The sequence below is a fragment of the Roseburia intestinalis L1-82 genome (assembly GCF_900537995.1).
GTDB classification, from domain to species: Bacteria; Bacillota; Clostridia; order Lachnospirales; family Lachnospiraceae; genus Roseburia; species Roseburia intestinalis.
The window spans coordinates 3,205,424-3,228,700 of record NZ_LR027880.1 but is presented as its reverse complement, the minus strand read 5'-3'; the positions used below and the strand labels follow the sequence as shown (position 1 = coordinate 3,228,700).

The window sequence follows — 23,277 nt, the reverse complement described above, 5'->3', positions numbered from 1 at the left end:
GAACATCATTTAAAATAAAACTGGGTACAGTGATGTACCCAGTTTTTGTTCGTCAGTAAGGATGAAATTATAGATCGGATGATGGGTGGAACTAGACGAAGGGGAGATATCGGAAAGGAAATAGATTATGATTTCAAACCATAAAATACAGACAGCACTTGATGAGATAAAGGATATATCGAGAATTGATCTTGCACTTTACACGGAAAAAGGAAAGCCGGTTGCAGCAACATTTGAGCCGGAGGGAGATTTAGAAGGTGCAATCACATCTTTTGCAGATTCCATGGCTGAGAGCCAGATGCTCTCAGGATATCATTTTTTTAAGGTGATCGCTGATGGAGAGATAGAATATATTCTGCTGACCAAATCACAGGCAGAGGATGCTTATATGGTGGGGCGCTTAGCGGTCTGCCAGATCAGAAACCTTGCGGCTGCCTACATGGAGCAGTTCGACCGCAACAATTTCATGCAGAATATTCTGCTTGGAAATATGTTGGTCGTAGATATGTACAATAAGGCGCAGAAACTTCATATCGAGCAGGCGGAGCGTGTGGTTTATGTGATCGATTTAGAAGATAAGAAAGATTCCACCGCAGTGGAGCTTGTGAAAAATCTCTTTGCAACCAAGATGCGTGATTATGTGACAGAAGTGGACGAGCAGAGCATCGTCCTGATCAAGGATGTTCGCGACGTGAAGAATGAAGATGAATTACAGAAATTGGCCGATATGATTGTGGACAATATGCATACCGAGGCAATGGTGCGCGTGAGGGTCGGCTACGGCAATCAGGTGAATAATCTGCCGGATATTGCAAAATCCTATCAGGAGGCAAAGATGGCGCTTGAGGTTGGAAAGATTTTCTATGCAGAAAAAGAGACGATCGCATATCGTTATCTTGGTATCGGGCGTCTGATCTACCAGCTTCCGATGAGTCTCTGTGAGATGTTTATTCATGAGGTGTTTGGGGATGAGATCCCGGATATTTTTAATGAAGAGACAACGACGACGATTCAGAAGTTTTTTGAAAACAATCTGAACATTTCAGAGACAGCCAGACAGCTTTATGTGCACAGAAATACTTTAGTGTACCGTCTGGAGCGATTAGAGAAAATCATTGGACTTGATATCCGTAAATTTGACGATGCGATGACGTTTAAACTTGCACTGATGGTTATTTCTCATATGCGGTATGCGAGACGTCAGGATACGGATCAGAGATAGCAATTCAGTATAAAAGTAATAGATTTAGCAGGAAAGGGAAGAAAGAAATGGCAAAAACAGGCGGCTATGACGAGAGCAGTATTTCCGTTCTCGAAGGGCTTGAGGCGGTAAGAAAAAGACCGGGAATGTATATCGGAAGTGTTTCGCGCAAAGGATTGAATCACCTGATCTACGAGATTGTGGACAATGCAGTGGATGAACATCTTGCGGGAGCCTGCGATACGATCTGTGTAACATTAGAAGCGGATGGTTCCTGTACCGTTGAGGATAACGGACGAGGCGTTCCGGTCGGCATGCATGCAAAGGGAGTTTCAGCTGCGCGTATTGTTTATACGACGCTGCATGCAGGAGGAAAGTTTGATGATTCCGCTTATAAGACCAGTGGAGGACTGCATGGAGTAGGTTCGTCTGTTGTAAACGCATTATCGACACATATGGATGTATGGATCAGCAGGGATGGTTACATTCATCACGATGGTTATGAGCGTGGTATTCCGGTGGTGGAACTGGAAAACGGGCTTCTTCCGACCATTGGAAAAACGAAAAAAACCGGTACGAAGGTCAATTTTCTTCCGGATCCTGAGATTTTTGAAAAGACCAGATTCAAAGAGGACGAAGTAAAAAGCCGTATGCATGAGACGGCATACTTGAACCCGGCACTGACGATTATTTATGAGGATAAACGTGGACCGGAAGTGGAACATATTGTATATCATGAGGAAGAGGGGATCATTGGTTTTGTCAAGGATCTGAACAAAAAGAACGAGGTGCTTCACGATGTGGTGTATTTTAAGGGCGAGCAGGACGGAATCACGGTTGAGGCAGCATTCCAGTATACCAATGAGTTCCATGAGAATATTTTAGGATTCTGCAACAATATTTTTAATGCGGAGGGTGGTACGCATATCACGGGATTTAAGACGGTGTTTACCACAGTCATCAATTCCTATGCGAGAGAACTTGGCATTTTAAAGGAAAAGGATTCTAATTTTACGGGAGCGGATGTCCGTAATGGTATGACGGCGATCGTTTCCATCAAACACCCGGATCCACGTTTTGAGGGACAGACCAAGACGAAACTGGACAATCAGGATGCAGCGCGTGTCACGGCAAAAGTGACCGGGGATGAGATACAGCTTTATTTTGACAAAAATTTAGAGGTATTAAAGACCGTGATCTCCTGCGCGGAGAAAGCGGCAAAGATCCGCAAGACCGAGGAGCGTGCGAAGACGAATCTTCTGACAAAACAGAAATTCTCTTTTGATTCCAACGGAAAGCTTGCCAACTGTGAGAGCAGGGATGCGTCGATCTGTGAGATATTTATCGTCGAGGGAGATTCCGCGGGAGGTTCTGCAAAGACGGCGCGTGACCGTAATTTTCAGGCAATCCTGCCGATCCGTGGTAAGATTTTAAATGTTGAGAAAGCAAGTATTGACAAGGTGCTTGCAAATGCAGAGATCAAGACGATGATCAATGCATTTGGATGTGGTTTTTCCGAAGGATACGGCAATGATTTTGACATCACGAAACTGCGCTATGACAAGATCATCATCATGGCAGATGCCGACGTCGATGGAGCACATATTTCCACACTGCTTCTGACACTGTTTTATCGTTTTATGCCGGAATTGATCTATGAGGGACATGTCTATGTGGCAATGCCGCCATTGTACAAAGCCATCCCGTCTAAAGGGGAAGAAGAATACCTTTACGACGATGCGGCATTGGAACGTTACCGCAGGAACCATAAGAGCAATTTTACTCTGCAGCGTTACAAAGGTCTCGGTGAGATGGATGCGGAGCAGCTCTGGGAGACGACCTTGAACCCGGAAACGAGGATCTTAAAACGCATCGAGATCGAAGATGGACGTATGGCGTCCGATATCACGGAACTTTTGATGGGAAATGATGTGCCGCCGCGCAAGATGTTTATTTATGAACATGCAAAAGACGCAGCACTTGATATCTGATAGAGATGTGGGTGTTACTGGAACGACTGGCAGGGAGCAGACAGTAACATGTGGGCGGGAAGTGAGCAGTGCCAGCTGACTTGTGATGCCCTGAAAAACGGACAGAAATGGAGTATGATATGAATCAGGAAGAACAGATTATCCGCACCGAGTATTCGGAACTGATGCAGAAATCTTATATTGATTATGCCATGAGCGTTATCATCGCGCGTGCACTTCCGGACGTGAGGGACGGTTTAAAACCGGTGCAGCGAAGAACGCTTTATGATATGTATGAACTTGGCATCCGCTATGACAAGCCGTACCGTAAGTGTGCGCGTATTGTCGGTGATACGATGGGTAAATATCATCCGCACGGTGACAGTTCCATCTATGATGCGCTCGTCGTGATGGCGCAGGATTTCAAAAAAGGACTGCCGCTTGTGGATGGACACGGTAATTTTGGTTCCATCGAGGGAGATGGCGCCGCAGCAATGCGTTATACTGAGGCGCGTTTACAGAAGATTACACAGGAAGCCTATTTGGCGGACTTAGATAAAGATGTCGTAAACTTTGTCCCGAACTTTGATGAGACGGAAAAAGAGCCGGAGGTGCTCCCTGTCAAAGTTCCAAATCTGCTTTTAAACGGTGCAGAGGGAATCGCCGTCGGTATGACGACCAGTATCCCGCCGCACAATTTTGGCGAGGTCATTGACGGTGTGATCGCATATATGAAAGACCCGGACATCAATACCGAGCAGATGATGCAGTATATTCCGGGACCTGATTTTCCGACTGGTGGTATCGTTGCAAATAAGGATGAACTGTTAGCCGTTTATTCAACCGGTATGGGAAAAATCAAGATCCGCGGTAAAGTTGAAGTTGAAAAGGGAAAAGGCGGAAAAGACCGTCTTGTGATCACAGAGATCCCGTACACCATGATCGGTGCCAATATCGGAAAATTCTTAAACGATATCTACAGCCTTGTTGAGACAAAGAAAACTTCCGATATCGTTGATATCACAAACCAGTCCTCAAAAGAGGGAATACGCATCGTTCTGGAGCTGAAAAAGGGTGCAGATGTCGAAAATTTAAAAAATCTTCTCTACAAGAAAACAAAACTGGAAGATACCTTTGGCGTTAACATGTTAGCGGTAGCGGACGGAAAACCGGAGACCATGGGAATCGTGCCGATCATCCGGCATCATGTGAATTTCCAGTATGAGCTTGCAACACGCAAATATCAGACGCTTCTTGCAAAAGAGCGCGACAAAAAGGAAATTCAGGAAGGTCTGATCAAGGCAACGGATGTCATTGACCTGATCATTGAGATCCTGCGCGGAAGTAAAAATGTGAAGGATGCGAGAGCCTGCTTAACCGACGGTATCACAGATAACATCAATTTTAAATCCGAACAGTCAAAACGAGACGCTGCAAAACTTCGTTTTACGGAGAGACAGACCACGGCGATTCTTGAGATGCGTCTGCAGAAATTAATCGGACTCGAACTCGAAGCACTCTTAAAAGATCATGATGAGACCTTGAAAAATATCTCAAAATATGAGGATATTTTGGGAAGCCGCGCGGCTATGGCGAAAGTCATCATCAAAGAATTGGAGAGTTTTAAGAAAGAGTACGCAAAACCGAGAAAAACGGTGATCGATAACTTAGAGGAAGCGGTCGTTGAGGAGAAGAAGATCGAGGAGATGGATGTTGTATTCTTAATGGATCGTTTTGGATACGCAAAAACCGTGGATGTCGCAACGTATGAGAGAAATAAGGAGGCGGCAAACACAGAAAACCGCTATATCCTGACCTGCAAAAATACGGACAAGATCTGCATTTTTACCAATAAGGGACAGATGCATCTGTTAAAGGTGTTAGATCTTCCTTACGGTAAATTCCGAGACAAGGGAACGCCGATCGATAACCTGAGTAATTATAACAGCAGCGAGGAAAATTTTGTCTACATCACGAACCTTGCGGCAATCAGCCGTTCCCAGGTGTTGTTTGGAACAAAATCTGCTATGCTTAAAGTCGTGGATGGAAGTGAGTTTGACGTTGCAAAACGAACCACGGCTGCGACAAAATTAAATGAGGGCGATGAGCTGATCTTTGTACAGGCACTTGCACTTGAGGAGACGCTCGTGATGCAGTCCGAAAAAGACTTTTTTCTACGGATCGACATTTCCAGTATCCCGGAAAAGAAAAAGGGAGCAGTCGGTGTGCGCGGCATGAAATTAGGTGCCGGGGACGCGCTTGCGGCGATCTATCTTCTGAATGCGGAAGATGTAGTAAATATTGAAGTAAAAGGCAAAGAAGTGGCATTAAACCGTCTGCGCACCGCGGGACGTGATACGAAGGGAACCAAACGATGAAACAGACAAAGGGCTTCCAGATCTGGCAGATTATTTATCCGGTCGGACTTTACTATGTGGTATCAAGTCTCTGTTATTTTGCATTGGAGATACTTCTCGGCAGTGCAGATGAGACTTACATGCTGCGCCAGCTTGTGGGTGATGCAGTTACGATTCCGGTCATATTAAAATTTTATATGGCAGATCAAAACATCCGGGATACTGTTTACGGAAAAAAGAAGTTTCGCTTTAGCAGTGAGCAGGCAATCAATATTGCCGTGACTGTTGTGTCCGTAGCGGCACTTGGAATTGCAGTCAACAATATCATTGCGATGACATCATTAATTCAGGCATCAGAAGGGTTCCAGACTGCAAATCAGGCATTTTTTGCAGGCGCAGCAGTCTATGAGTTCCTTGGATCCTGTTTTCTGATCCCAATCGCGGAAGAATTATTATTCAGGGGCGTGGTTTATCAGAGACTAAAATTGATGTTGGGTGTCGCCCCTGCAATTATTTGTTCCGCATTGATCTTTGGACTGGTGCATGCGAACCTGGTGCAGTTTCTGTATGCGGCGGTTTTGGGATGTCTGCTTGCATTTTTGTATGAAAAAACAGGATTTTTCTATGTGCCGGTACTGGGACACATCGCAGCAAACACTGTGTCGGTCGTGCGTGAGGAAACGGGATGGCTGTCCTTTGGCTATACGACGGATGCGAAAGGAATTGGATTTACGGCAGTGATGCTTGTGGTGGCTGGCGCTGTGATATGGGGGTTCTGGAAGTGGAAGAAGAATGTGGAATTTGACGAGAGAGCCTAAAGCTGCATGAACTATAGTTTATGAAACAAAAAGAATGATAGACAGCATATGTAAGCAGAGAGCCGGAAATGCGTATAAATTGCGGATTTTCCGGCTTTTATCAATACGGAAAAATGAATTTTTTATGAGCGATAAGGAGTGGGTAAAAAGATATCTTTGCAGTGCACTAAGACGAAAATAGAGATGGGGTAAATGTATGATAAGAAAAATGGAAGAAAAGGATATATCTGATGTTTTGCAGATATGGCTTGAGACAAACATTAAGGCACATAGTTTTATAGACAAGGAATATTGGACCGGCAATTATGAAATGGTGAAACAGATTCTGCCGGAAGCAGAAGTATATGTATATGAAGAGGAAAAAAATGGTCAGATAGATGGTTTTATCGGAATAAATGATTGCTATATCGAGGGATTGTTTGTGAAAGAATCTGCACAATCGATGGGAATTGGAAAATGTCTGCTGGATTATGTAAAAAGCAGAAAAACCGAATTGTGTTTATGTGTATACGAAAAGAATGTGCATGCAATTTACTTTTATCAGAGGGAGAATTTCTTGATTCAGGCGGAAGAAACAGATGAAGATACAAACGAAAAAGAGTATGTTATGAGGTGGGGAAAATGAAAAATAAATTAGTCATGGCGATGATTACTGTTGTACTTGCAAGTGAGTGTTTTGCTGGATGCAGTAAAAAAACAATAGAAAATTCTGCTGCTTCAAACGCGTCAGTATTGGAAGAAAATGAGAAAGAAGCAGAAAACGCGAAGAAAACAGAAAATGCAGAAGAGATGCCGGAAAAACTGAAAACAGGAAATACGGAAGAAATGTTAGAAAACATATCAGAAGACACAGAAAAAGAATCAGGTACAGAAATCTCTGAAACTACAGAAAATACTTCTGATGCACAGACACAAAAATATGTCGTGGAGAATCAGGAGTATGTATATTCCACATACAGCGATATCGGTCAGTTAGGGGAAGAGGGAAACTATTATAATTCAGATTATCCGGGTAAGGATGCCTATGAGGTGCCTGTATTTGAAACAACAGCAGATATCACACACGATGGAATCGCAGATCTGGTTTCAGTAGTCGGATATGGCGGTGAGCCGGATGCAACAGTAGATGATGTTGTAAGTAACAGTTCATATGGATGTTATGTGAAAGTCTATCGCGGAACAAAAGATGGAGAATATGAAAGTTATCCGAGATTTATCAGCAGAAACTTTCACCTGTCGCATGCAGGAAATGGAACGATATGTCTTTCGAAAAAGGATGGTCTGGACTATCTTTTGATAAGCACAACCTATGAAATGCAAGGGACTGCACAATATGATTTTGCAGCCTTTTATGTGGATGATGAAAAGGGAATTGTGATCGATGACACCTATGGTGTTGAATTTGCAGTTGACAAGGATGAACACCAGGACTGGAACGAATGTATACACAGGGAAGATGTCGTCCCGCTTTTAAAGGAAAAAATGACGCCATACCTGGATGATTCCACGCTTCTTCTGTCACTTGACATTGATAATGGTGCTTTGTATAGTTGTGATGGGAAAACACTGGAGGGAAATGACTTCTTTGACCAAATATGGGAAAGAAACTATTAGTCCATGACAATGGAATTGAAACACATTGTAACAGATGAGCGAAAGAAATCAGGGAAAGAACAATGAATATGACACTGGTGATCTACACACTGTTTGTGCTTGTGGAGATGATCCTGCATCTGATCCGGCATTTCCGGTATCAGAAGGCAGAGGGAGAAACTTTGATGCACGCACAGAAAATGGACATCCGTCTGACACTGCTTATGGATCTGCTGCAGTTGCCGTTAAGTCTTATTTTCACAAGGTTTCTGAATCTGTTTTCGGCAGTGATTCTGGTATTTGGGGAGGCATACCCAAATCAACTTGCCGGAAGCTATGCAGGCGATCGCAGACACGGTACATAAGAGTGTGGGATTTACCAAAAACTGTTTTGACCTCTTCAACATCTGTATCACGATCACAGTCGGACTGGTCTGTCAGGGACATCTGATCGGAATCGGGCTTGGAACGGTGGTGGCAGTGATCGGAGTCGGACGTGTAATCGCAATTTTTAACCATGGGTTTAAGAAAAAAATGGATGATCTGGCAGGCATGGAAGCATAGATCTGCAGGTAAAAGAGCGGAAAGACACAGATACAATTTAAACACAATTTAATAGAAATAATAAAAATGCGAAGATGCAGAAAAATTAATGAAATTTTTTTGCATCTTTTTTCTATTGAATTGTTTGTATGGATATTATTTTAAGAGAAAATAAATAAAAAAGACAGATAATATACATGTATTATATATAATTATCATATTATCAGATAATATGAAGAAAAAACAGGTAGACAAACGGATATGAAAGTTGTATATTAATACATAACAAATCCGACAAAAGACAACTGTTTTTCAGGCAAAGACAGATGAGTGGATGGAGAAAGGAAGTTGAAGATGAAAGAGCAGAAATTAGACCGTTTTTCTGTAGCGGGCAGCTGTAAGACAGAAACCGGAATGTATGATCCGAGATTTGAACATGATAACTGCGGTATCGGTGCTGTTGTCAATATCAAAGGTATCAAGACACATGCAACGGTAGAGAATGCATTAAAGATCGTAGAAAACTTGAAACACAGAGCAGGTAAAGATGCAGAGGGCAAGACAGGTGACGGTGTTGGTATTCTGCTTCAGGTATCACACAAGTTTTTCTCCAAAGTGACAAAACCACTTGGCATCGAGCTTGGAGATGAGAGAGATTACGGTGTCGGCATGTTTTTCTTCCCGCAGGATGAATTAAAACGCAACCAGGCGAAGAAAATGTTTGAGGTCATCGTGAACAAGGAAGGAATGGAGTTCTTAGGATGGAGAGAAGTTCCAACCGATCCGACCAAACTCGGACAGAAAGCAGTTGACTGTATGCCGTATATTATGCAGGGCTTTGTCAAACGTCCGGCAGAAGTGGCAAAGGGACTTGATTTTGACCGCAAACTGTATGTGGCAAGACGTGTTTTTGAACAGTCCAACGATGATACTTATGTGGTTTCTTTATCCAGCAGAACCATCGTATACAAAGGTATGTTCTTAGTAGAGCAGCTTCGCTTATTCTTTGCTGACTTACAGGATAAAGATTACGAATCAGCGATCGCAACCGTGCACTCCCGTTTCTCCACGAACACGAATCCAAGCTGGGAGAGAGCGCATCCGAACCGTTTTATCGTACATAACGGTGAGATCAACACCATCAAGGGTAATGCGGACAAGATGCTTGCCCGCGAGGAGACGATGGAGTCTGAGCACTTAAAAGGAGAACTGCAGAAGGTACTTCCGGTTATCAATTCCGAGGGTTCCGACTCCGCAATGCTTGATAATACCTTGGAATTTCTGGTTATGAGCGGCATGGAACTTCCACTTGCAGTTATGATCATGATCCCGGAGCCATGGGCAAACAACCGCATCATGTCACAGAAGAAAAAAGATTTCTATCAGTATTATGCGACGATGATGGAGCCGTGGGACGGACCTGCATCTATTCTGTTCTCCGATGGTGATATGATGGGAGCAGTGCTTGACCGCAACGGTCTGCGTCCTTCCCGTTATTACATTACAGATGATGATTATCTGATCCTCTCCTCCGAGGTCGGTGTACTTGATATCGATCCGACAAAGATTCTCGTAAAAGAGCGTCTGCGTCCTGGTAAAATGCTTCTGGTTGATACCGTTGCAGGCCGCGTGATCGACGATGATGAGTTGAAAGAAACTTATGCAAACAAACAGCCATACGGTGAATGGCTTGACCGCAACCTCTTAAAACTGGAAGATCTAAAAATCCCGAACGAGCGTGTGCCGGAATACACCAAGGAAGAGCGCCAGAGAATGCAGAAGGCTTTCGGTTATACATTCGAGTCCCTGCGTGAAGCAATCCTTCCGATGGCAAAGAACGGCGGCGAGGGCACCTCTGCCATGGGTATTGATACACCGCTTGCTGCACTTGCAAGTGACCATCAGCCATTATTCAACTATTTCAAACAGCTGTTTGCACAGGTAACAAACCCGCCGATCGACTCGATCCGTGAGAAAGTTGTAACATCCACGACAGTCTATATCGGTGAAGACGGTAACCTCTTAGAGGAGAAGGCAGAGAACTGCCAGGTACTAAAAGTAAATAACCCGATTCTGACAAACACAGACCTGATGAAGATCAAAGCCATGAAGGTGCCGGGATTTAAAGTAGAAGTGATCCCGATCATTTACTATAAAAACACAAGCCTTGAAAAGGCAATCGACCGTCTGTTTGTGGAAGCCGACCGTGCATACAGAGATGGCGCAAACATCCTGATCCTTTCTGACCGTGGAATCGATGAGAACCATGTTCCGATTCCTTCACTGCTTGCTGTCTCAGCCTTACAGCAGCATCTGGTAAGAACGAAAAAGAGAACATCGGTTGCGATGATCTTAGAGTCCGGCGAACCGAGAGAGGTACATCATTTTGCAACACTGCTCGGCTATGGTGCGTGCGCGATCAACCCATATCTGGTACAGGATACGGTAAAACAGCTTGTGGACGAGCATATGCTTGACAAAGATTACTATGCAGCCGTACAGGATTACAACAATGCAATCTTAAACGGTATCGTAAAGATCGCATCCAAGATGGGTATTTCCACGATCCAGTCTTACGAGGGTTCTAAGATCTTCGAGGCGATCGGTATTGATAAAAATGTCATTGACAAATATTTTACCAACACGGTCAGCCGTATTGGTGGTATCACATTAAAGGATATTGAAAATGATGTCAATGAGCTTCATTCTGCAGCCTACGATCCGCTTGGACTTGAATCCGATCTGACTTTAGAGAGCCGCGGACGCCATAAGATGAGAAGCGGAGCAGACCCGCATCTTTACAATCCTGCAACGATCCATCTGTTACAGGAGGCAACCAGACGAGGTGACTATGAGCTGTTCAAACAGTACACGGATCTGGTTAATAAGGAAGAAAGAGAGATCACACTGCGTGGACTGATGGATTTCAATTACCCGAAAAAAGGTATACCGCTTGAGGAAGTAGAGAGTGTTGACTCCATTGTACAGAGATTTAAAACAGGTGCGATGTCCTATGGTTCCATTTCACAGGAGGCACATGAGACGCTCGCAATCGCAATGAATCGCCTGCATGGAAAATCCAACTCCGGTGAAGGTGGTGAGGATGCAGAGCGTATCGCAAGTAAAAACAGCAGTGTCAACCGCTGTTCTGCGATCAAACAGGTTGCATCCGGACGTTTCGGTGTCACCAGCCAGTATTTAGTCAGTGCACAGGAGATCCAGATCAAGATGGCACAGGGGGCAAAACCTGGTGAAGGCGGACATCTTCCGGGCAAAAAAGTTTATCCGTGGATCGCAAAGACCAGACTTTCCACTCCGGGCGTGGCTCTGATCTCTCCGCCGCCACATCACGATATTTACTCCATCGAGGATCTTGAGCAGCTGATCTTCGACTTAAAGAACTCAAACCGCGATGCGAGAATTACCGTAAAACTGGTATCTGAGGCAGGTGTTGGTACAGTCGCAGCCGGTGTTGCAAAAGCAGGTGCACAGGTTGTATTGATCTCCGGTTATGACGGCGGTACCGGTGCAGCTCCGGCAAGTTCCATCCACAATGCAGGACTTCCATGGGAGCTTGGACTTTCTGAGACACACCAAACGCTGATCATGAATGGACTTAGAAACAAAGTCCGCATTGAAACAGATGGGAAACTGATGAGCGGACGTGACGTTGCAATCGCAGCGCTGCTCGGCGCAGAAGAATATGGTTTTGCGACCGCACCGCTTGTAACTTTAGGCTGTGTCATGATGCGTGTATGTAACTTGGATACCTGTCCGGCAGGTATTGCAACACAGAACCCGGAACTCCGCAAACGTTTTGCAGGAAAACCGGAGTATGTTGAGAACTTCATGCGTTTTATCGCGGCAGAGCTGAGAGAGTACATGGCAAAACTTGGCTGTAAGACGATCGATGAGATGGTCGGCAGAAGCGATCTGTTAAAGGTTCGTGATGATTTAAGCGGCAGGGAGAAAGAGATCGATCTTTCCAAAATCTTAAACAACCCGTTTGCAGACCAGAAAAAGAAAGTCATCTTTGATCCGAAACAGGTTTATGATTTCGAGTTGGAAAAATCAAAAGATATCACGGTGCTCTTAAAACAGTTAGGACCGGCACTTGAAAAACAGCAGCGCAGAAGCATTGACGTGGAAGTGACCAACACCGATCGTTCCTTCGGTACGATCTTCGGTTCCGAGATCACCAAGAAATACGGCGGCGAGGGACTCCCGGAAGATACCTTTATCGTAAAATGCAGCGGCGCAGGCGGACAGAGTTTCGGCGCATTTATCCCGAAAGGACTGACCTTAGAGTTAGTCGGAGATTCCAATGACTACTTTGGAAAAGGACTTTCCGGTGGAAAACTGGTTGTCTATGCTCCGGCAGGCGTGAAATACAAAAAAGATGAGAACATCATCATCGGTAACGTTGCCCTCTATGGTGCAACCAGCGGAAAAGCATTTATCAGCGGTGTCGCAGGCGAGCGTTTCTGTGTCCGCAACTCCGGTGCATCCGCAGTTGTTGAGGGAGTCGGCGACCATGGATGTGAATACATGACCGGCGGCCGTGTCGTAGTCCTCGGTAAGACTGGAAAGAACTTTGCAGCAGGTATGAGCGGCGGTATCGCATATGTGCTCGACGAGGACAACGATCTGTATACAAGAATGAACAAAGAAATGGTATTTTCCGAAGAAATATCCAATAAATATGATGTTATGGAATTAAAGGATATGATCAAAGAGCATGTGGCATTGACCAATTCCGAGAAAGGAAAAGCAATCCTTGACAATTTCAGCGAATATCTGCCGAAATTCAAAAAGGTCATTCCATACGATTATAACCGGATGCTGATGGCGATCGTTCAGATGGAGGAGAAAGGTTTATCCTCAGAACAGGCGCAGATCGAAGCATTCTATGCAAACACAAGAGGTTAAATGAGAAAGATGTTCGTGCGGCGGCATGCCGCATGGCATCATGATGGAGGATATCAATAATGGGAAAACCAACTGGATTTATAGATTATGAGAGAGAAGATGCCAAAGCGATCGAGCCAAAAGAGCGCATCAAAAACTTTAAAGAATTTCATATACCGCTTTCCATGGAAAAACAGCAGATTCAGGGTGCAAGATGTATGAATTGCGGTGTGCCGTTCTGCCAGTCAGGTATGACAATCATGGGAATGACAAGTGGATGTCCACTGCACAATCTGGTGCCTGAATGGAACGATCTTGTCTACACGGGCAACTGGGAGCAGGCATATAACCGTTTAAAGAAAACCAATAACTTCCCGGAATTTACATCACGTGTCTGCCCGGCTCTCTGTGAAGCAGCCTGCACCTGTGGTCACTGGGAAGATCCTGTTACCTGCAAGGCAAATGAGCACGGAATTATCGAAAATGCTTACGCAAAAGGATATGCAGCAGCAAAACCGCCGAGAGTGCGTACCGGAAAGAAAGTTGCAATCATCGGTTCCGGTCCTGCAGGACTTGCCGCAGCAGACCAGTTAAATAAGCGTGGGCATCAGGTGACGGTGTTTGAACGTGACGACCGTGTCGGCGGACTTTTGATGTATGGTATCCCGAACATGAAACTGGAAAAATGGGTGATCGACCGTAAAGTGGATATCATGAAAGAAGAGGGCGTTGAATTTGTAACCAGCGTCAATGTCGGAAAAGATGTAAAGGCAGCGAAGTTATTAAAGGATTATGACCGCGTCATCTTAGCCTGCGGTGCAAAAAATCCGCGAGACATTAAGGCACCGGGACGTGATGCAAAGGGCATTTACTTTGCAGTGGATTTCTTAAAGGCAACCACAAAGAGTCTTTTAGATTCCGACCTGAAAGATAACAATTATATTTCTGCAAAGGGCAAAAAAGTGGTCATCATCGGTGGCGGTGATACCGGAAACGACTGTGTCGGAACATCCATCCGCCATGGCTGTGCGAGCGTGACTCAGCTTGAAATGATGCCGAAAGCACCAGATACGAGGGCAGAGAACAATCCATGGCCGGAGTGGCCGAAAGTCTGCAAGACAGACTACGGTCAGGAGGAAGCAATTGCTGTATTCGGGCATGATCCGCGTATTTACCAGACAACAGTCAAAGAATTTTTAAAAGATAAAAACGGTAACTTAAACGGCATTATCACCGTAAAATTAGAGAGCAAAAAGGATGAAAAAACCGGACGCATGGTAATGTCAGAAGTGCCGGGTTCCGAGACGAAACTGGATGCAGATCTGGTTCTAATCGCAGCAGGATTCCTTGGAACAGAAAAATATGTTGCAGATGCGTTTGGCGTCGAGCTGAATGCAAGGACGAACGTGTCGACGGCAGAGGGGGCATATGCGACCAGTGTGAAAAATGTATTTGCAGCAGGTGATGTGCACAGAGGACAGTCTCTTGTCGTGTGGGCAATCCGTGAGGGACGTGAGGTCGCACATGCGGTGGATGAGAGTCTGATGGGATATTCTTACCTGTCGGTACAATAGGGAAAAATAAAAATTGTTGATGGAAATAATATAATAAAAGACCGGAGTGACATGATTTGGGACACTATATGAAATCATGCGGCTCCGGTCTTTTTCAAAAGTTGTTTATTGAAACATTTTATGGAATGTGCTATTTTCATCATATAGATTTTCCGGCGGATGGGGAGTCCGGGAAGAAGATATGATGGGGGAAACAGAAACGATGTTGAAAATTTTTCTGGCAGAAGATGAGATTGTAATGCGGGAGGGGATACGAAATAATATTGCATGGCAGGAGGAAGGATTTGAATTTGTTGGTGAGGCGAGTGATGGAGAACTCGCGTATCCGATGATTCAGAAACTAAAACCGGACATCCTGATCACGGACATCAGGATGCCTTTTATGGATGGACTGGAACTTAGCCGGATCGTAAAACAGGAACTTCCGGATACGAGTATCCTGATTCTGAGCGGATATGGTGAGTTTGATTATGCAAAAGAAGCTATCTCGATCGGTGTGGAAGACTATCTGCTGAAACCGGTGACCAGTGCACAGCTTTTAGAAGCAATCAGGCGGATCGCAGAAAAAATTTACGGCAGGAGAGGCAGACAGGAAGAGACAAAAAACGAAAAAGAACAGAAAACACTTACAAAAAGAAGACTGTTCCGACATATCGTATCCGGTGAGCACTCCTTTTCGGAGGTGTTAAAAGAGGCCAGAGAACAGGAGATCGAACTGGCAGCGGAGCGCTACAATGTTCTTATGTTACAGCTCTTTTTCGAGGATGGGACGGAGACGTTTTATGAAAAAGATGAAGCATTTGAAGATCATATGGAACAGTTTTTTGCATACGGTTCGAGTGTGATCTGCGCAAAACTAAGCTGTGGGGAATATCATCTGGTACTGAAAGAGGAAAATGGTGTGACGCTTGAACAGCTGAAAAATGCCATTGAACAGGAACTTGAAATATATCTCTGCGGGGAAAATAAGATCGATTATGCCGCGGTATACGGGATACCGGTCACACGGTTCAGCGAGATCAAAAAATGTTACGAGGAAGCGAATCTTCTTTTTGCAAAGCGGTATTCCTTAGAGAAAAATAAGATCACGGAACAGGTAAAGAAGATAGAAAATGAGATGGAAACAAAAGAGACATTAGATCTTGGGGAACTCAATGTGTCCGGGATCGACCGCAGACAGGTGGAACAGTTTTTGTATACAGGAAGAAAAGAGGAAGTATCCGGGTTTGTGGATGATTATTTCCGGAAAATCTCAAATGGTAGCTTACAGTCGGTTCTGCTGCGTCAGTATGTGCTGATGGATCTGTATGTGAGCGCGGTCTCCGTGTTGGAAAAAAGCGGATATACCAGTGAAAATCTGTTGGAACAGTACAAAGATGCGCAGAAGATGGAAATTTTTCTTGGCACTGCAGGACAGGCGAGGGAGTACATCAAAAATCTGTTCGGGGCAGTGATCGAACTGCGGGAGCAGGGCATGGAACGCAGATATGACAATCTGATCCAACATGCAAAAGCCTACATAGAAGATAACTATAATCATGAGGATATCTCCTTAAATATGGTCGCTTCGGAGGTAAATTTAAGTTCGAGCCATTTCAGCACTGTATTCGGACAGGAGACGGGAGTGACGTTTGTTGAGTATCTGACAAAGGTGCGCATGGATAAGGCAAAACAGTTATTGCGGACGACCGGGACTAAGACCACGGAGATTGCATTTGAAGTCGGTTTCCGGGATGCACATTATTTCAGTAACCTGTTTAAAAAGACACAGGGGTGTACGCCGCGGGAATACAGAAACAGGAGTGACAGACCAGAGCAGGAACAGGAAAAATTATGAACGTAAGAAAAAAATTTTCATTAAAAAACAGGTTGTATCTGCTGCTTCTTATCTGTGTGATCCCACTAACGGTTATGATCACATATTTGCTTTTTATGATCAACAATGTATCGTCAAAATATGACCATATTGTGGAGAAGATCACAAAGGCAAATGCATATAACATCGGATTCAAGGAAGATATCGACTATGTGATGTACATTATCGTGGTTAATTCGGAACGTGCGGAGGAGTTAGTCGATACACAAAAGCCGCAAAAGATGATCAAAGAGGCGAGAGAGGTGTTTGGGGAATTGGCAGAGGATGCCGATTCCGCATATGCGAAACAGCGTCTCTCGCGAATTTTAAAGAGTCTTGACACCCTTGAAAAAAGGGTGCAGGAGATTGAGGAAGATGCGTTAGTCAGTGGATCTTATGAGACAAATATGGAGAGTTTGGACTTAAATATCAGGGTGCTGACGGAGCTGATCCAGGAACAGATCCAGTATTATATTTATTACGAGAGCATGAACATGGAGGATCTGCGGGGTGGGATCCGTAATGATGTGGAGCAGGCGATTGCGATCACGAGCGGTATTTTACTGGTGATCTTAGTGGGTGCATTTGCAGTCAGCAGAAAAATCGTGACGGGCATCACAGAACCAATCGGGGAGCTGTGCGATGCCGCAGTGGCTGCCGGGGGTGGCGATTTCAGAATCCGGGCGGTGAAAACCGGACCGGAAGAGATTGAGGTGCTAAATAAGAGTTTTAACCAGATGGTGGAAAAAATCGGCAACCTTGTGGAAGATATCCATACGGAGGAGTTGAATTTAAGGGCAGCAGAGCTTCGGGTGCTGCAGGAGCAGATCAATCCTCATTTCTTATATAACACGCTCGATAATATCATCTGGCTTGCCGAGTCAAAAAAGACAGACGAGGTCGTAATGATGGTGTCCTCCCTGTCCACATTTTTCAGGACTTCTTTGAGTAAGGGAAGGGAGTTTGTCTCCGTGAAAGAAGAGACAGAGCATATCCGCAGCTATTTAGAGATCCAGCAGTTCCGCTACCGGGACATTTTAGATTATGAGATTGCGATCCCGGAGGAATATTACGGTTATGAGGTCATCAAACTGACACTTCAGCCGTTAGTGGAAAATGCACTTTACCATGGCATAAAAAACAAGCGTGGAAAGGGACATATCACGGTCTCGGCGGAGCGTTGTGCGGATGTCTTGATCTTTAAGGTAAAAGATAACGGGATCGGGATGGATAAACAGAGACTTGCAGAAGTATGCGCGATGTTAAAAGAGGATGGCAATACGAAAAAAGAAAATGACGGCTTTGGACTGTTTAATGTCAATCAACGCATCCAGTTGCATTATGGCACGGAATATGGACTGAAAGTGCAGAGTACCTACGGGGAAGAAACGGAAGTCTGGGTAAGAATTCCGGTAAGAACAGAAAGCAGTTCATAAAAAATACACATTTTTCCAAAAAAAATACACTTTTTTACCGAAATATATGAAAGCTGTTCACAATTTAGTAAAAAATTATACTTAATTCAAATTTAATTCGGTATTCATAAAAACCTCTCACAGTTATAATTAGACCATGGTTAGCAACGAAACCAAATCTAAAAAAACTATGGGAGGTTTTTGAAATGAAAAGAAAATTGGTGAGTATGGTAATGTGTATGGCATTAGGGGCAACAATGTTAGCAGGATGCGGAAACAGCGCAAACACGTCAACAGGTAATGCGGGTGCATCCAATGATGCCGCAGCAAAAACAGATGATGCAGCTGCTGCAGATCAGACAGATGACAGCGCAGAGGCAGCCGGAACAGAGAGCTCCGCAGCAAGCGGTGATACGGTTACAATTGGTTTTGCACAGGTTGGACACGAATCTGACTGGCGTACCGCTTCCACAGATTCCTGTTTAAGTGTTTTTTCCGCAGACAATGGATACGATCTTCAGTTTGTAGACTGTGATAATGATTCTGCAGTACAGTTAGAGGCAGTCAGAGGATTTATCGAGCAGGATGTTGATTATATCATCATCGATCCGATCGTATCAACCGGATGGGACACTGTACTGACAGAGTGCGAGGAAGCAGGAATTCCGGTTATTGTCATTGACCGTACGATCGATGACTCAGATAAATATGTTTCATGGGTAGGTTCTAACTTCAAGACAGAAGGTCTTGCAGCAGGAGAGTGGTTAAAAGCATATACAGATGCAAAGGGCATCAGTGATGTCAATGTACTTGTGATCGAGGGATCTACCGGAGCTTCCGCAACGATCGGACGTACCGACGGATTTAAAGAGATTGCAGATGCAAATGGATGGAATATCTTAGATTCCCAGACAGGTGATTTCACACAGGCAGGCGGACAGGAAGTCATGGAGTCCTACATCAAGAGTTATGAAGGTAAATTTAATGTTGTTGTATGCCAGAACGATAACGAAGCATTCGGTGCAATGGATGCAATGAAGGCAGCTGGTATCTCCTACGGTGTAGATGGTGATGTGATCCTTGTTTCCTTTGATGCATGTACCGCAGGACTTGAGTATGTAATGTCCGGTGACATCAATGCAGACTTTGAGTGTAACCCGCTTGCAGCTCCGTTCGTAGAGGAAGTTATCAAACGGCTTCAGGCTGGTGAGACTCCGGAGAAAGAAGTATACATGACAGAACACTGGTTCGTAAATGAGGATGTCCTTTCTACGATCAATGTAAATGGAGAAGATCAGGATCTGACCGTTGTCACAAAAGAAATCGTAGATGCACAGTACTAATCAAACCTGATGGCATAAAATGCGGGGGAGACCATCTGGTCTCTCCCATTTTAAAGAAAGGGTGAAGGAAGATGGAGAGTAATGTTGTATTGACCATGCGCGGAATAACCATGACATTTCCGGGAGTAAAAGCATTGGATCATGTGGATCTTACATTACGCAAAGGTGAGATCATGGCACTGATGGGGGAAAATGGTGCCGGAAAATCTACGCTGATCAAATGTCTGACAGGAATCAATGCATTTGAGGCAGGAGAAATACATGTGGAGGGCATCGATGGTCCGGTTGTCAATCATTCGACGCTGGATGCACAGAAAAAGGGCATTTCCACTGTGTATCAGGAGGTAAATCTTTGCCCGAATCTTAGTGTTGCAGAGAATTTATTTATTGGAAGGGAACCGAAAACAAAACTTGGAACGATCGACTGGAAGACCATGGTCGCAAAATCGGAAAAGATCATGGACAGTCTGGATATAAAAATTGATGTAACGCAGAATCTGGAAGAATATTCACTTGCCCTGCAGCAGATGATCGCAATCGCGAGAGCGGTGGATATGGAATGTAAAGTACTTATCTTAGATGAGCCGACGTCATCGTTGGATGACCATGAAGTAGAAAAATTATTTACCCTGATGCGTCAGCTGAAAGAAAAGGGAGTTGCAATCGTGTTTGTAACCCATTTTTTAGAGCAGGTCTATGCGGTCTGTGACCGTATCACAGTACTCAGAAACGGTAAATTAGTCGGGGAATATCCAATCGAAGAACTGCCGAGGGTGCGTCTGGTTGCGGCAATGATGGGAAAAGATTTTGATGATCTTGCGGCCGTAAAAACAGAGCAGGCGAAAGACTTTTCAAAGGAACCGCTGTTTATCGATGCAAAGGGATTGAGCCATAAAGGAAAAATCAAACCGTTTGACTTACAGATCCATAAGGGAGAGGTAGTCGGATTGACCGGACTTTTAGGTTCCGGTAGAAGTGAGTTAGCACGTGTTATTTACGGCGCGGACAAAAATCAGACCGGAGAACTGAAAGTGGCGGGAAAAGAAGTAAAGATCAATGCTCCGATCGATGCCATGAACCTTGGAATGGGACTATTGCCGGATGACAGAAAGGCAGAAGGTATCATAGGTGACCTGTCGGTAAGGGAAAATATTATTCTTGCACTGCAGGCAAAACGTGGAATATTCAAACTGCTGCCGATGAGTAAGCAGATCGAGATCGCGGACAAATACATAGAACTTCTTCAGATCAAGACCGCAAACAGGGAGACACTGATTAAACAGCTCTCCGGTGGTAACCAGCAGAAGGTGATCTTAGCACGCTGGCTTGCGACCGATCCGGAATTTTTAATTTTAGATGAACCGACGCGTGGTATCGATGTCGGAACAAAGACAGAGATCCAGAAACTTGTGATCCAGTTAGCGGAGGAGGGAAAGAGCCTGATCTTTATTTCTTCTGAGATCGAAGAGATGCTTCGAACCTGTTCGAAACTTGTCGTATTAAGAGATGGGGAAAAAGTCGGTGAGATCACGGATAATCTGACACAGGAACATGTAATGCAGGCGATCGCAGGAGGTGGCACAAATGAATAATATAAAGAAACTGATCAGCAAACCGCTGTTTCTGCCTATCTTTTGTATGTTATTGGTAATGGCGGTAAATATCATTTACGATGTTGCATCGGGAAATTTTGCATTTAATTTCTTTACGATCTCCATTCGAAACGGAGTATTGTATGGACGTATGATCGATATCTTAAACCGTGGAAGTGAGATCGCGATCCTTGCGATCGGAATGACTCTGGTTGTATCCTGTTCTGCAGGTACTGATATTTCCGTTGGTTCGGTCATGTCACTGGCAGCGTCGTTCTGCTGTATGCTGCTTGCAGGCTATGGAGTTTCCTCCACGAATGAACTGGCGAGACCGCTTATCATCGGAGTGCTTGGCGGTATCCTGATCGGATGTGTCTGCGGTGCATTTAACGGATTTTTAGTATCGTATCTGAATGTACAGCCGATGGTCGCAACGCTTATTTTATTCTCGGCAGCAAGAGCAATCGGTCTGTTATTATGTAACAATATGATTGTGTATGTAAGAGAGGATTCCTTTAAAATTTTTGGTGGATATCTTGGATTTATCCCGACACCGATTGTTGTGGCAGCCGTATGTATCATAATCACTTCCCTGATACTAAAAAAGACGGCGCTGGGGTTATATGTACAGAGTGTTGGTATCAACAAAAAGGCTTCCCGTATTGCAGGTATCAAATCAGAAAGAATTATTTTCCTATGCTACATTGTCTGTGGACTTTGCGCCGGAATTGCCGGAATTGTGGCATCTTCCCGTATCAGTTCTGCAGATTCTAACAATATCGGATTAAACTTTGAGCTGGATGCAATTCTTGCAGTTGCACTTGGCGGTAACAGTCTTGGCGGCGGAAAGTTCCGTCTTACCGGTTCTATTATCGGTGCATATACGATCCAGGCGATCACGACAACACTGTATGCGCTGGGTGTTTCCACCGAACAGGCACCGGTATACAAGGCGGTCATTGTTATCATCATCGTTGCGATCCAGGCGCCTCCGTTTAAGGATTATATGAAAAAGATGTCTGCAAAAAGACAGCTGGCAAAAGGAGGTGTCGCATAATGAAGAAAAAGAAAATGAATGGAAACACGGTACTTTTGATCATCACAATCGTTTTATTCTTCGTCATGTATGCAGTCGGATGTGCGATTTATGCAAATAAGGGATTTACACACCTGCAGACATTTTTAAATGTACTGATCAATAATGCGGGACTCTTATGCATTACCTGTGGAATGACATGTGTTATGCTGACAGGCGGAATCGACATCTCGGTTGGTTCTCTTGTAGCTATGGACTGTATGTTTCTTGCGGTCGGAATGGAGAGATGGAACATGAACGCAGTGGTTCTTTGTATTCTGGTCCTTTTGATCGGCGTTGTATTTGGAATTGTACAGGGTTTCTGTGTCGGATATTTAAATATCCAGCCATTTATTGTGACGATGGCGGGAATGTTCTTCGCAAGAGGTATGACGGCTGTGATCTGTACGGATCAGGTATCGATCAGCAGCAATGAATTTTTTGTAAAACTTGCAAATGCCAAGATCAAACTTCCGTTTGGATCTTATGTCAATGGTAAAGGCGTGGTACAGGTACCGTTTATCCGTATTTCCGTGGTTGTGGCACTGGTAGTGTTAGTCGTGGTATTTCTGATGCTCCGCTACACCAAATTCGGAAGAAGTCTTTATGCAGTTGGCGGCAGTGAGCAGTCAGCGACCATGATGGGACTTGATGTGAAAAAGACAAAATTAAAAGCTTATGTGTTATCTTCTTTCCTCTGTTCGATCGGCGGTATCTGCTATTGCTTGAATACCATGTCCGGCAACGTGCAGCAGGCACTTGGATTAGAGATGGATGCCATTGCATCATCCGTTATCGGTGGAACGCTCCTGACCGGAGGAGTTGGAAATGTGATCGGTTCCTTCTTCGGTGTACTGATCAACGGTACAATCTCAACTCTGGTAAAGACCAATGGTAAGCTCTTAAGTTCCTGGTCGAGCATCGCAGTTGCAGCATTACTTTGTTTCTTTATTGTGTTACAGAGTATTTTTGCAAAGATGAAAGAGAGCAGTAAATAATAAAGTGAATAAGAAAAAGCTGTCGCACAGAGAAA

The 23,277-nt window shown here is 44.4% G+C and carries 16 protein-coding genes; all 16 read left to right on the top strand.

The features are described 5' to 3' along the window. Positions 1-127: 127 nt before the first annotated feature. On the top strand, positions 128-1,222 hold the full coding sequence (locus tag RIL182_RS15195; RefSeq protein WP_006859069.1) for a PucR family transcriptional regulator: 1,095 nt from the start codon (positions 128-130) through the stop codon (positions 1,220-1,222). Positions 1,223-1,269: 47 nt separating this feature from the next. Next, positions 1,270-3,192, top strand: a complete 1,923-nt coding sequence (locus RIL182_RS15190) for a DNA gyrase/topoisomerase IV subunit B (protein WP_006859068.1) — start codon at positions 1,270-1,272, stop codon at positions 3,190-3,192. A gap of 107 nt (positions 3,193-3,299) precedes the next feature. Next, positions 3,300-5,549 (top strand): DNA gyrase/topoisomerase IV subunit A, encoded by a 2,250-nt coding sequence (locus RIL182_RS15185; protein ID WP_006859082.1) that lies wholly within the window; start codon positions 3,300-3,302, stop codon positions 5,547-5,549. Then, a complete protein-coding gene (locus RIL182_RS15180; protein WP_006859067.1) occupies positions 5,546-6,346 on the top strand; it encodes a CPBP family intramembrane glutamic endopeptidase in 801 nt (266 codons plus the stop codon). The genes RIL182_RS15185 and RIL182_RS15180 overlap by 4 nt, the downstream gene beginning before the upstream one ends. 196 nt (positions 6,347-6,542) lie before the next feature. Further along, positions 6,543-6,971: a GNAT family N-acetyltransferase gene (locus RIL182_RS15175; protein ID WP_006859066.1), complete on the top strand. Its 429-nt coding sequence runs from the start codon at positions 6,543-6,545 to the stop codon at positions 6,969-6,971. Next, positions 6,968-7,960: a hypothetical protein gene (locus RIL182_RS15170; RefSeq protein WP_006859065.1), complete on the top strand. Its 993-nt coding sequence runs from the start codon at positions 6,968-6,970 to the stop codon at positions 7,958-7,960. Before RIL182_RS15175 ends, RIL182_RS15170 begins: the two co-directional genes overlap by 4 nt. Positions 7,961-8,022: 62 nt before the next feature. Continuing rightward, the gene (locus RIL182_RS15165; protein ID WP_006859064.1) at positions 8,023-8,304 is read left to right on the top strand and encodes a hypothetical protein; all 282 of its coding nucleotides are present in this window, start codon (positions 8,023-8,025) and stop codon (positions 8,302-8,304) included. After that, positions 8,276-8,503 carry a DUF6198 family protein gene (locus tag RIL182_RS15160; RefSeq protein WP_006859063.1) on the top strand — a complete coding sequence of 76 codons (228 nt, stop codon included), beginning with the start codon at positions 8,276-8,278 and terminating at the stop codon, positions 8,501-8,503. The genes RIL182_RS15165 and RIL182_RS15160 overlap by 29 nt, the downstream gene beginning before the upstream one ends. 333 nt (positions 8,504-8,836) lie before the next feature. Continuing rightward, on the top strand, positions 8,837-13,411 hold the full coding sequence (gene gltB, locus RIL182_RS15155) for a glutamate synthase large subunit (RefSeq protein WP_022112245.1): 4,575 nt from the start codon (positions 8,837-8,839) through the stop codon (positions 13,409-13,411). Positions 13,412-13,470: 59 nt separating this feature from the next. Further along, the gene (locus RIL182_RS15150) at positions 13,471-14,964 is read left to right on the top strand and encodes a glutamate synthase subunit beta (RefSeq protein ID WP_006859062.1); all 1,494 of its coding nucleotides are present in this window, start codon (positions 13,471-13,473) and stop codon (positions 14,962-14,964) included. A gap of 202 nt (positions 14,965-15,166) precedes the next feature. Continuing rightward, entirely contained in the window at positions 15,167-16,801 is a 1,635-nt protein-coding gene (locus RIL182_RS15145; RefSeq protein WP_408638721.1) for a response regulator transcription factor, read from the top strand. Then, positions 16,798-18,255 carry a sensor histidine kinase gene (locus RIL182_RS15140; RefSeq protein ID WP_006859060.1) on the top strand — a complete coding sequence of 486 codons (1,458 nt, stop codon included), beginning with the start codon at positions 16,798-16,800 and terminating at the stop codon, positions 18,253-18,255. The genes RIL182_RS15145 and RIL182_RS15140 overlap by 4 nt, the downstream gene beginning before the upstream one ends. 185 nt (positions 18,256-18,440) lie before the next feature. Further along, on the top strand, positions 18,441-19,577 hold the full coding sequence (locus tag RIL182_RS15135) for an ABC transporter substrate-binding protein (protein ID WP_006859059.1): 1,137 nt from the start codon (positions 18,441-18,443) through the stop codon (positions 19,575-19,577). 71 nt (positions 19,578-19,648) lie between these two features. Continuing rightward, the gene (locus RIL182_RS15130) at positions 19,649-21,169 is read left to right on the top strand and encodes a sugar ABC transporter ATP-binding protein (RefSeq protein WP_015559982.1); all 1,521 of its coding nucleotides are present in this window, start codon (positions 19,649-19,651) and stop codon (positions 21,167-21,169) included. Continuing rightward, positions 21,162-22,226 (top strand): ABC transporter permease, encoded by a 1,065-nt coding sequence (locus tag RIL182_RS15125; RefSeq protein ID WP_006856928.1) that lies wholly within the window; start codon positions 21,162-21,164, stop codon positions 22,224-22,226. The genes RIL182_RS15130 and RIL182_RS15125 overlap by 8 nt, the downstream gene beginning before the upstream one ends. Next, positions 22,226-23,242 (top strand): ABC transporter permease subunit, encoded by a 1,017-nt coding sequence (locus RIL182_RS15120; RefSeq protein WP_006856929.1) that lies wholly within the window; start codon positions 22,226-22,228, stop codon positions 23,240-23,242. Before RIL182_RS15125 ends, RIL182_RS15120 begins: the two co-directional genes overlap by 1 nt. The last annotated feature ends 35 nt before the right edge of the window (positions 23,243-23,277 follow it).

Excerpts from the sequence above, each read along its gene's own strand:
- RIL182_RS15195 (WP_006859069.1), top strand. The coding sequence starts at position 128 with ATGATTTCAAACCATAAAATACAGACAGCACTTGATGAGATAAAGGAT.
- RIL182_RS15190 (WP_006859068.1), top strand. The coding sequence starts at position 1,270 with ATGGCAAAAACAGGCGGCTATGACGAGAGCAGTATTTCCGTTCTCGAA.
- RIL182_RS15185 (WP_006859082.1), top strand. The coding sequence starts at position 3,300 with ATGGAGTATGATATGAATCAGGAAGAACAGATTATCCGCACCGAGTAT.
- RIL182_RS15180 (WP_006859067.1), top strand. The coding sequence starts at position 5,546 with ATGAAACAGACAAAGGGCTTCCAGATCTGGCAGATTATTTATCCGGTC.
- RIL182_RS15175 (WP_006859066.1), top strand. The coding sequence starts at position 6,543 with ATGATAAGAAAAATGGAAGAAAAGGATATATCTGATGTTTTGCAGATA.
- RIL182_RS15170 (WP_006859065.1), top strand. The coding sequence starts at position 6,968 with ATGAAAAATAAATTAGTCATGGCGATGATTACTGTTGTACTTGCAAGT.
- RIL182_RS15165 (WP_006859064.1), top strand. The coding sequence starts at position 8,023 with ATGAATATGACACTGGTGATCTACACACTGTTTGTGCTTGTGGAGATG.
- RIL182_RS15160 (WP_006859063.1), top strand. The coding sequence starts at position 8,276 with ATGCAGGCGATCGCAGACACGGTACATAAGAGTGTGGGATTTACCAAA.
- gltB (WP_022112245.1), top strand. The coding sequence starts at position 8,837 with ATGAAAGAGCAGAAATTAGACCGTTTTTCTGTAGCGGGCAGCTGTAAG.
- RIL182_RS15150 (WP_006859062.1), top strand. The coding sequence starts at position 13,471 with ATGGGAAAACCAACTGGATTTATAGATTATGAGAGAGAAGATGCCAAA.
- RIL182_RS15145 (WP_408638721.1), top strand. The coding sequence starts at position 15,167 with ATGTTGAAAATTTTTCTGGCAGAAGATGAGATTGTAATGCGGGAGGGG.
- RIL182_RS15140 (WP_006859060.1), top strand. The coding sequence starts at position 16,798 with ATGAACGTAAGAAAAAAATTTTCATTAAAAAACAGGTTGTATCTGCTG.
- RIL182_RS15135 (WP_006859059.1), top strand. The coding sequence starts at position 18,441 with ATGAAAAGAAAATTGGTGAGTATGGTAATGTGTATGGCATTAGGGGCA.
- RIL182_RS15130 (WP_015559982.1), top strand. The coding sequence starts at position 19,649 with ATGGAGAGTAATGTTGTATTGACCATGCGCGGAATAACCATGACATTT.
- RIL182_RS15125 (WP_006856928.1), top strand. The coding sequence starts at position 21,162 with ATGAATAATATAAAGAAACTGATCAGCAAACCGCTGTTTCTGCCTATC.
- RIL182_RS15120 (WP_006856929.1), top strand. The coding sequence starts at position 22,226 with ATGAAGAAAAAGAAAATGAATGGAAACACGGTACTTTTGATCATCACA.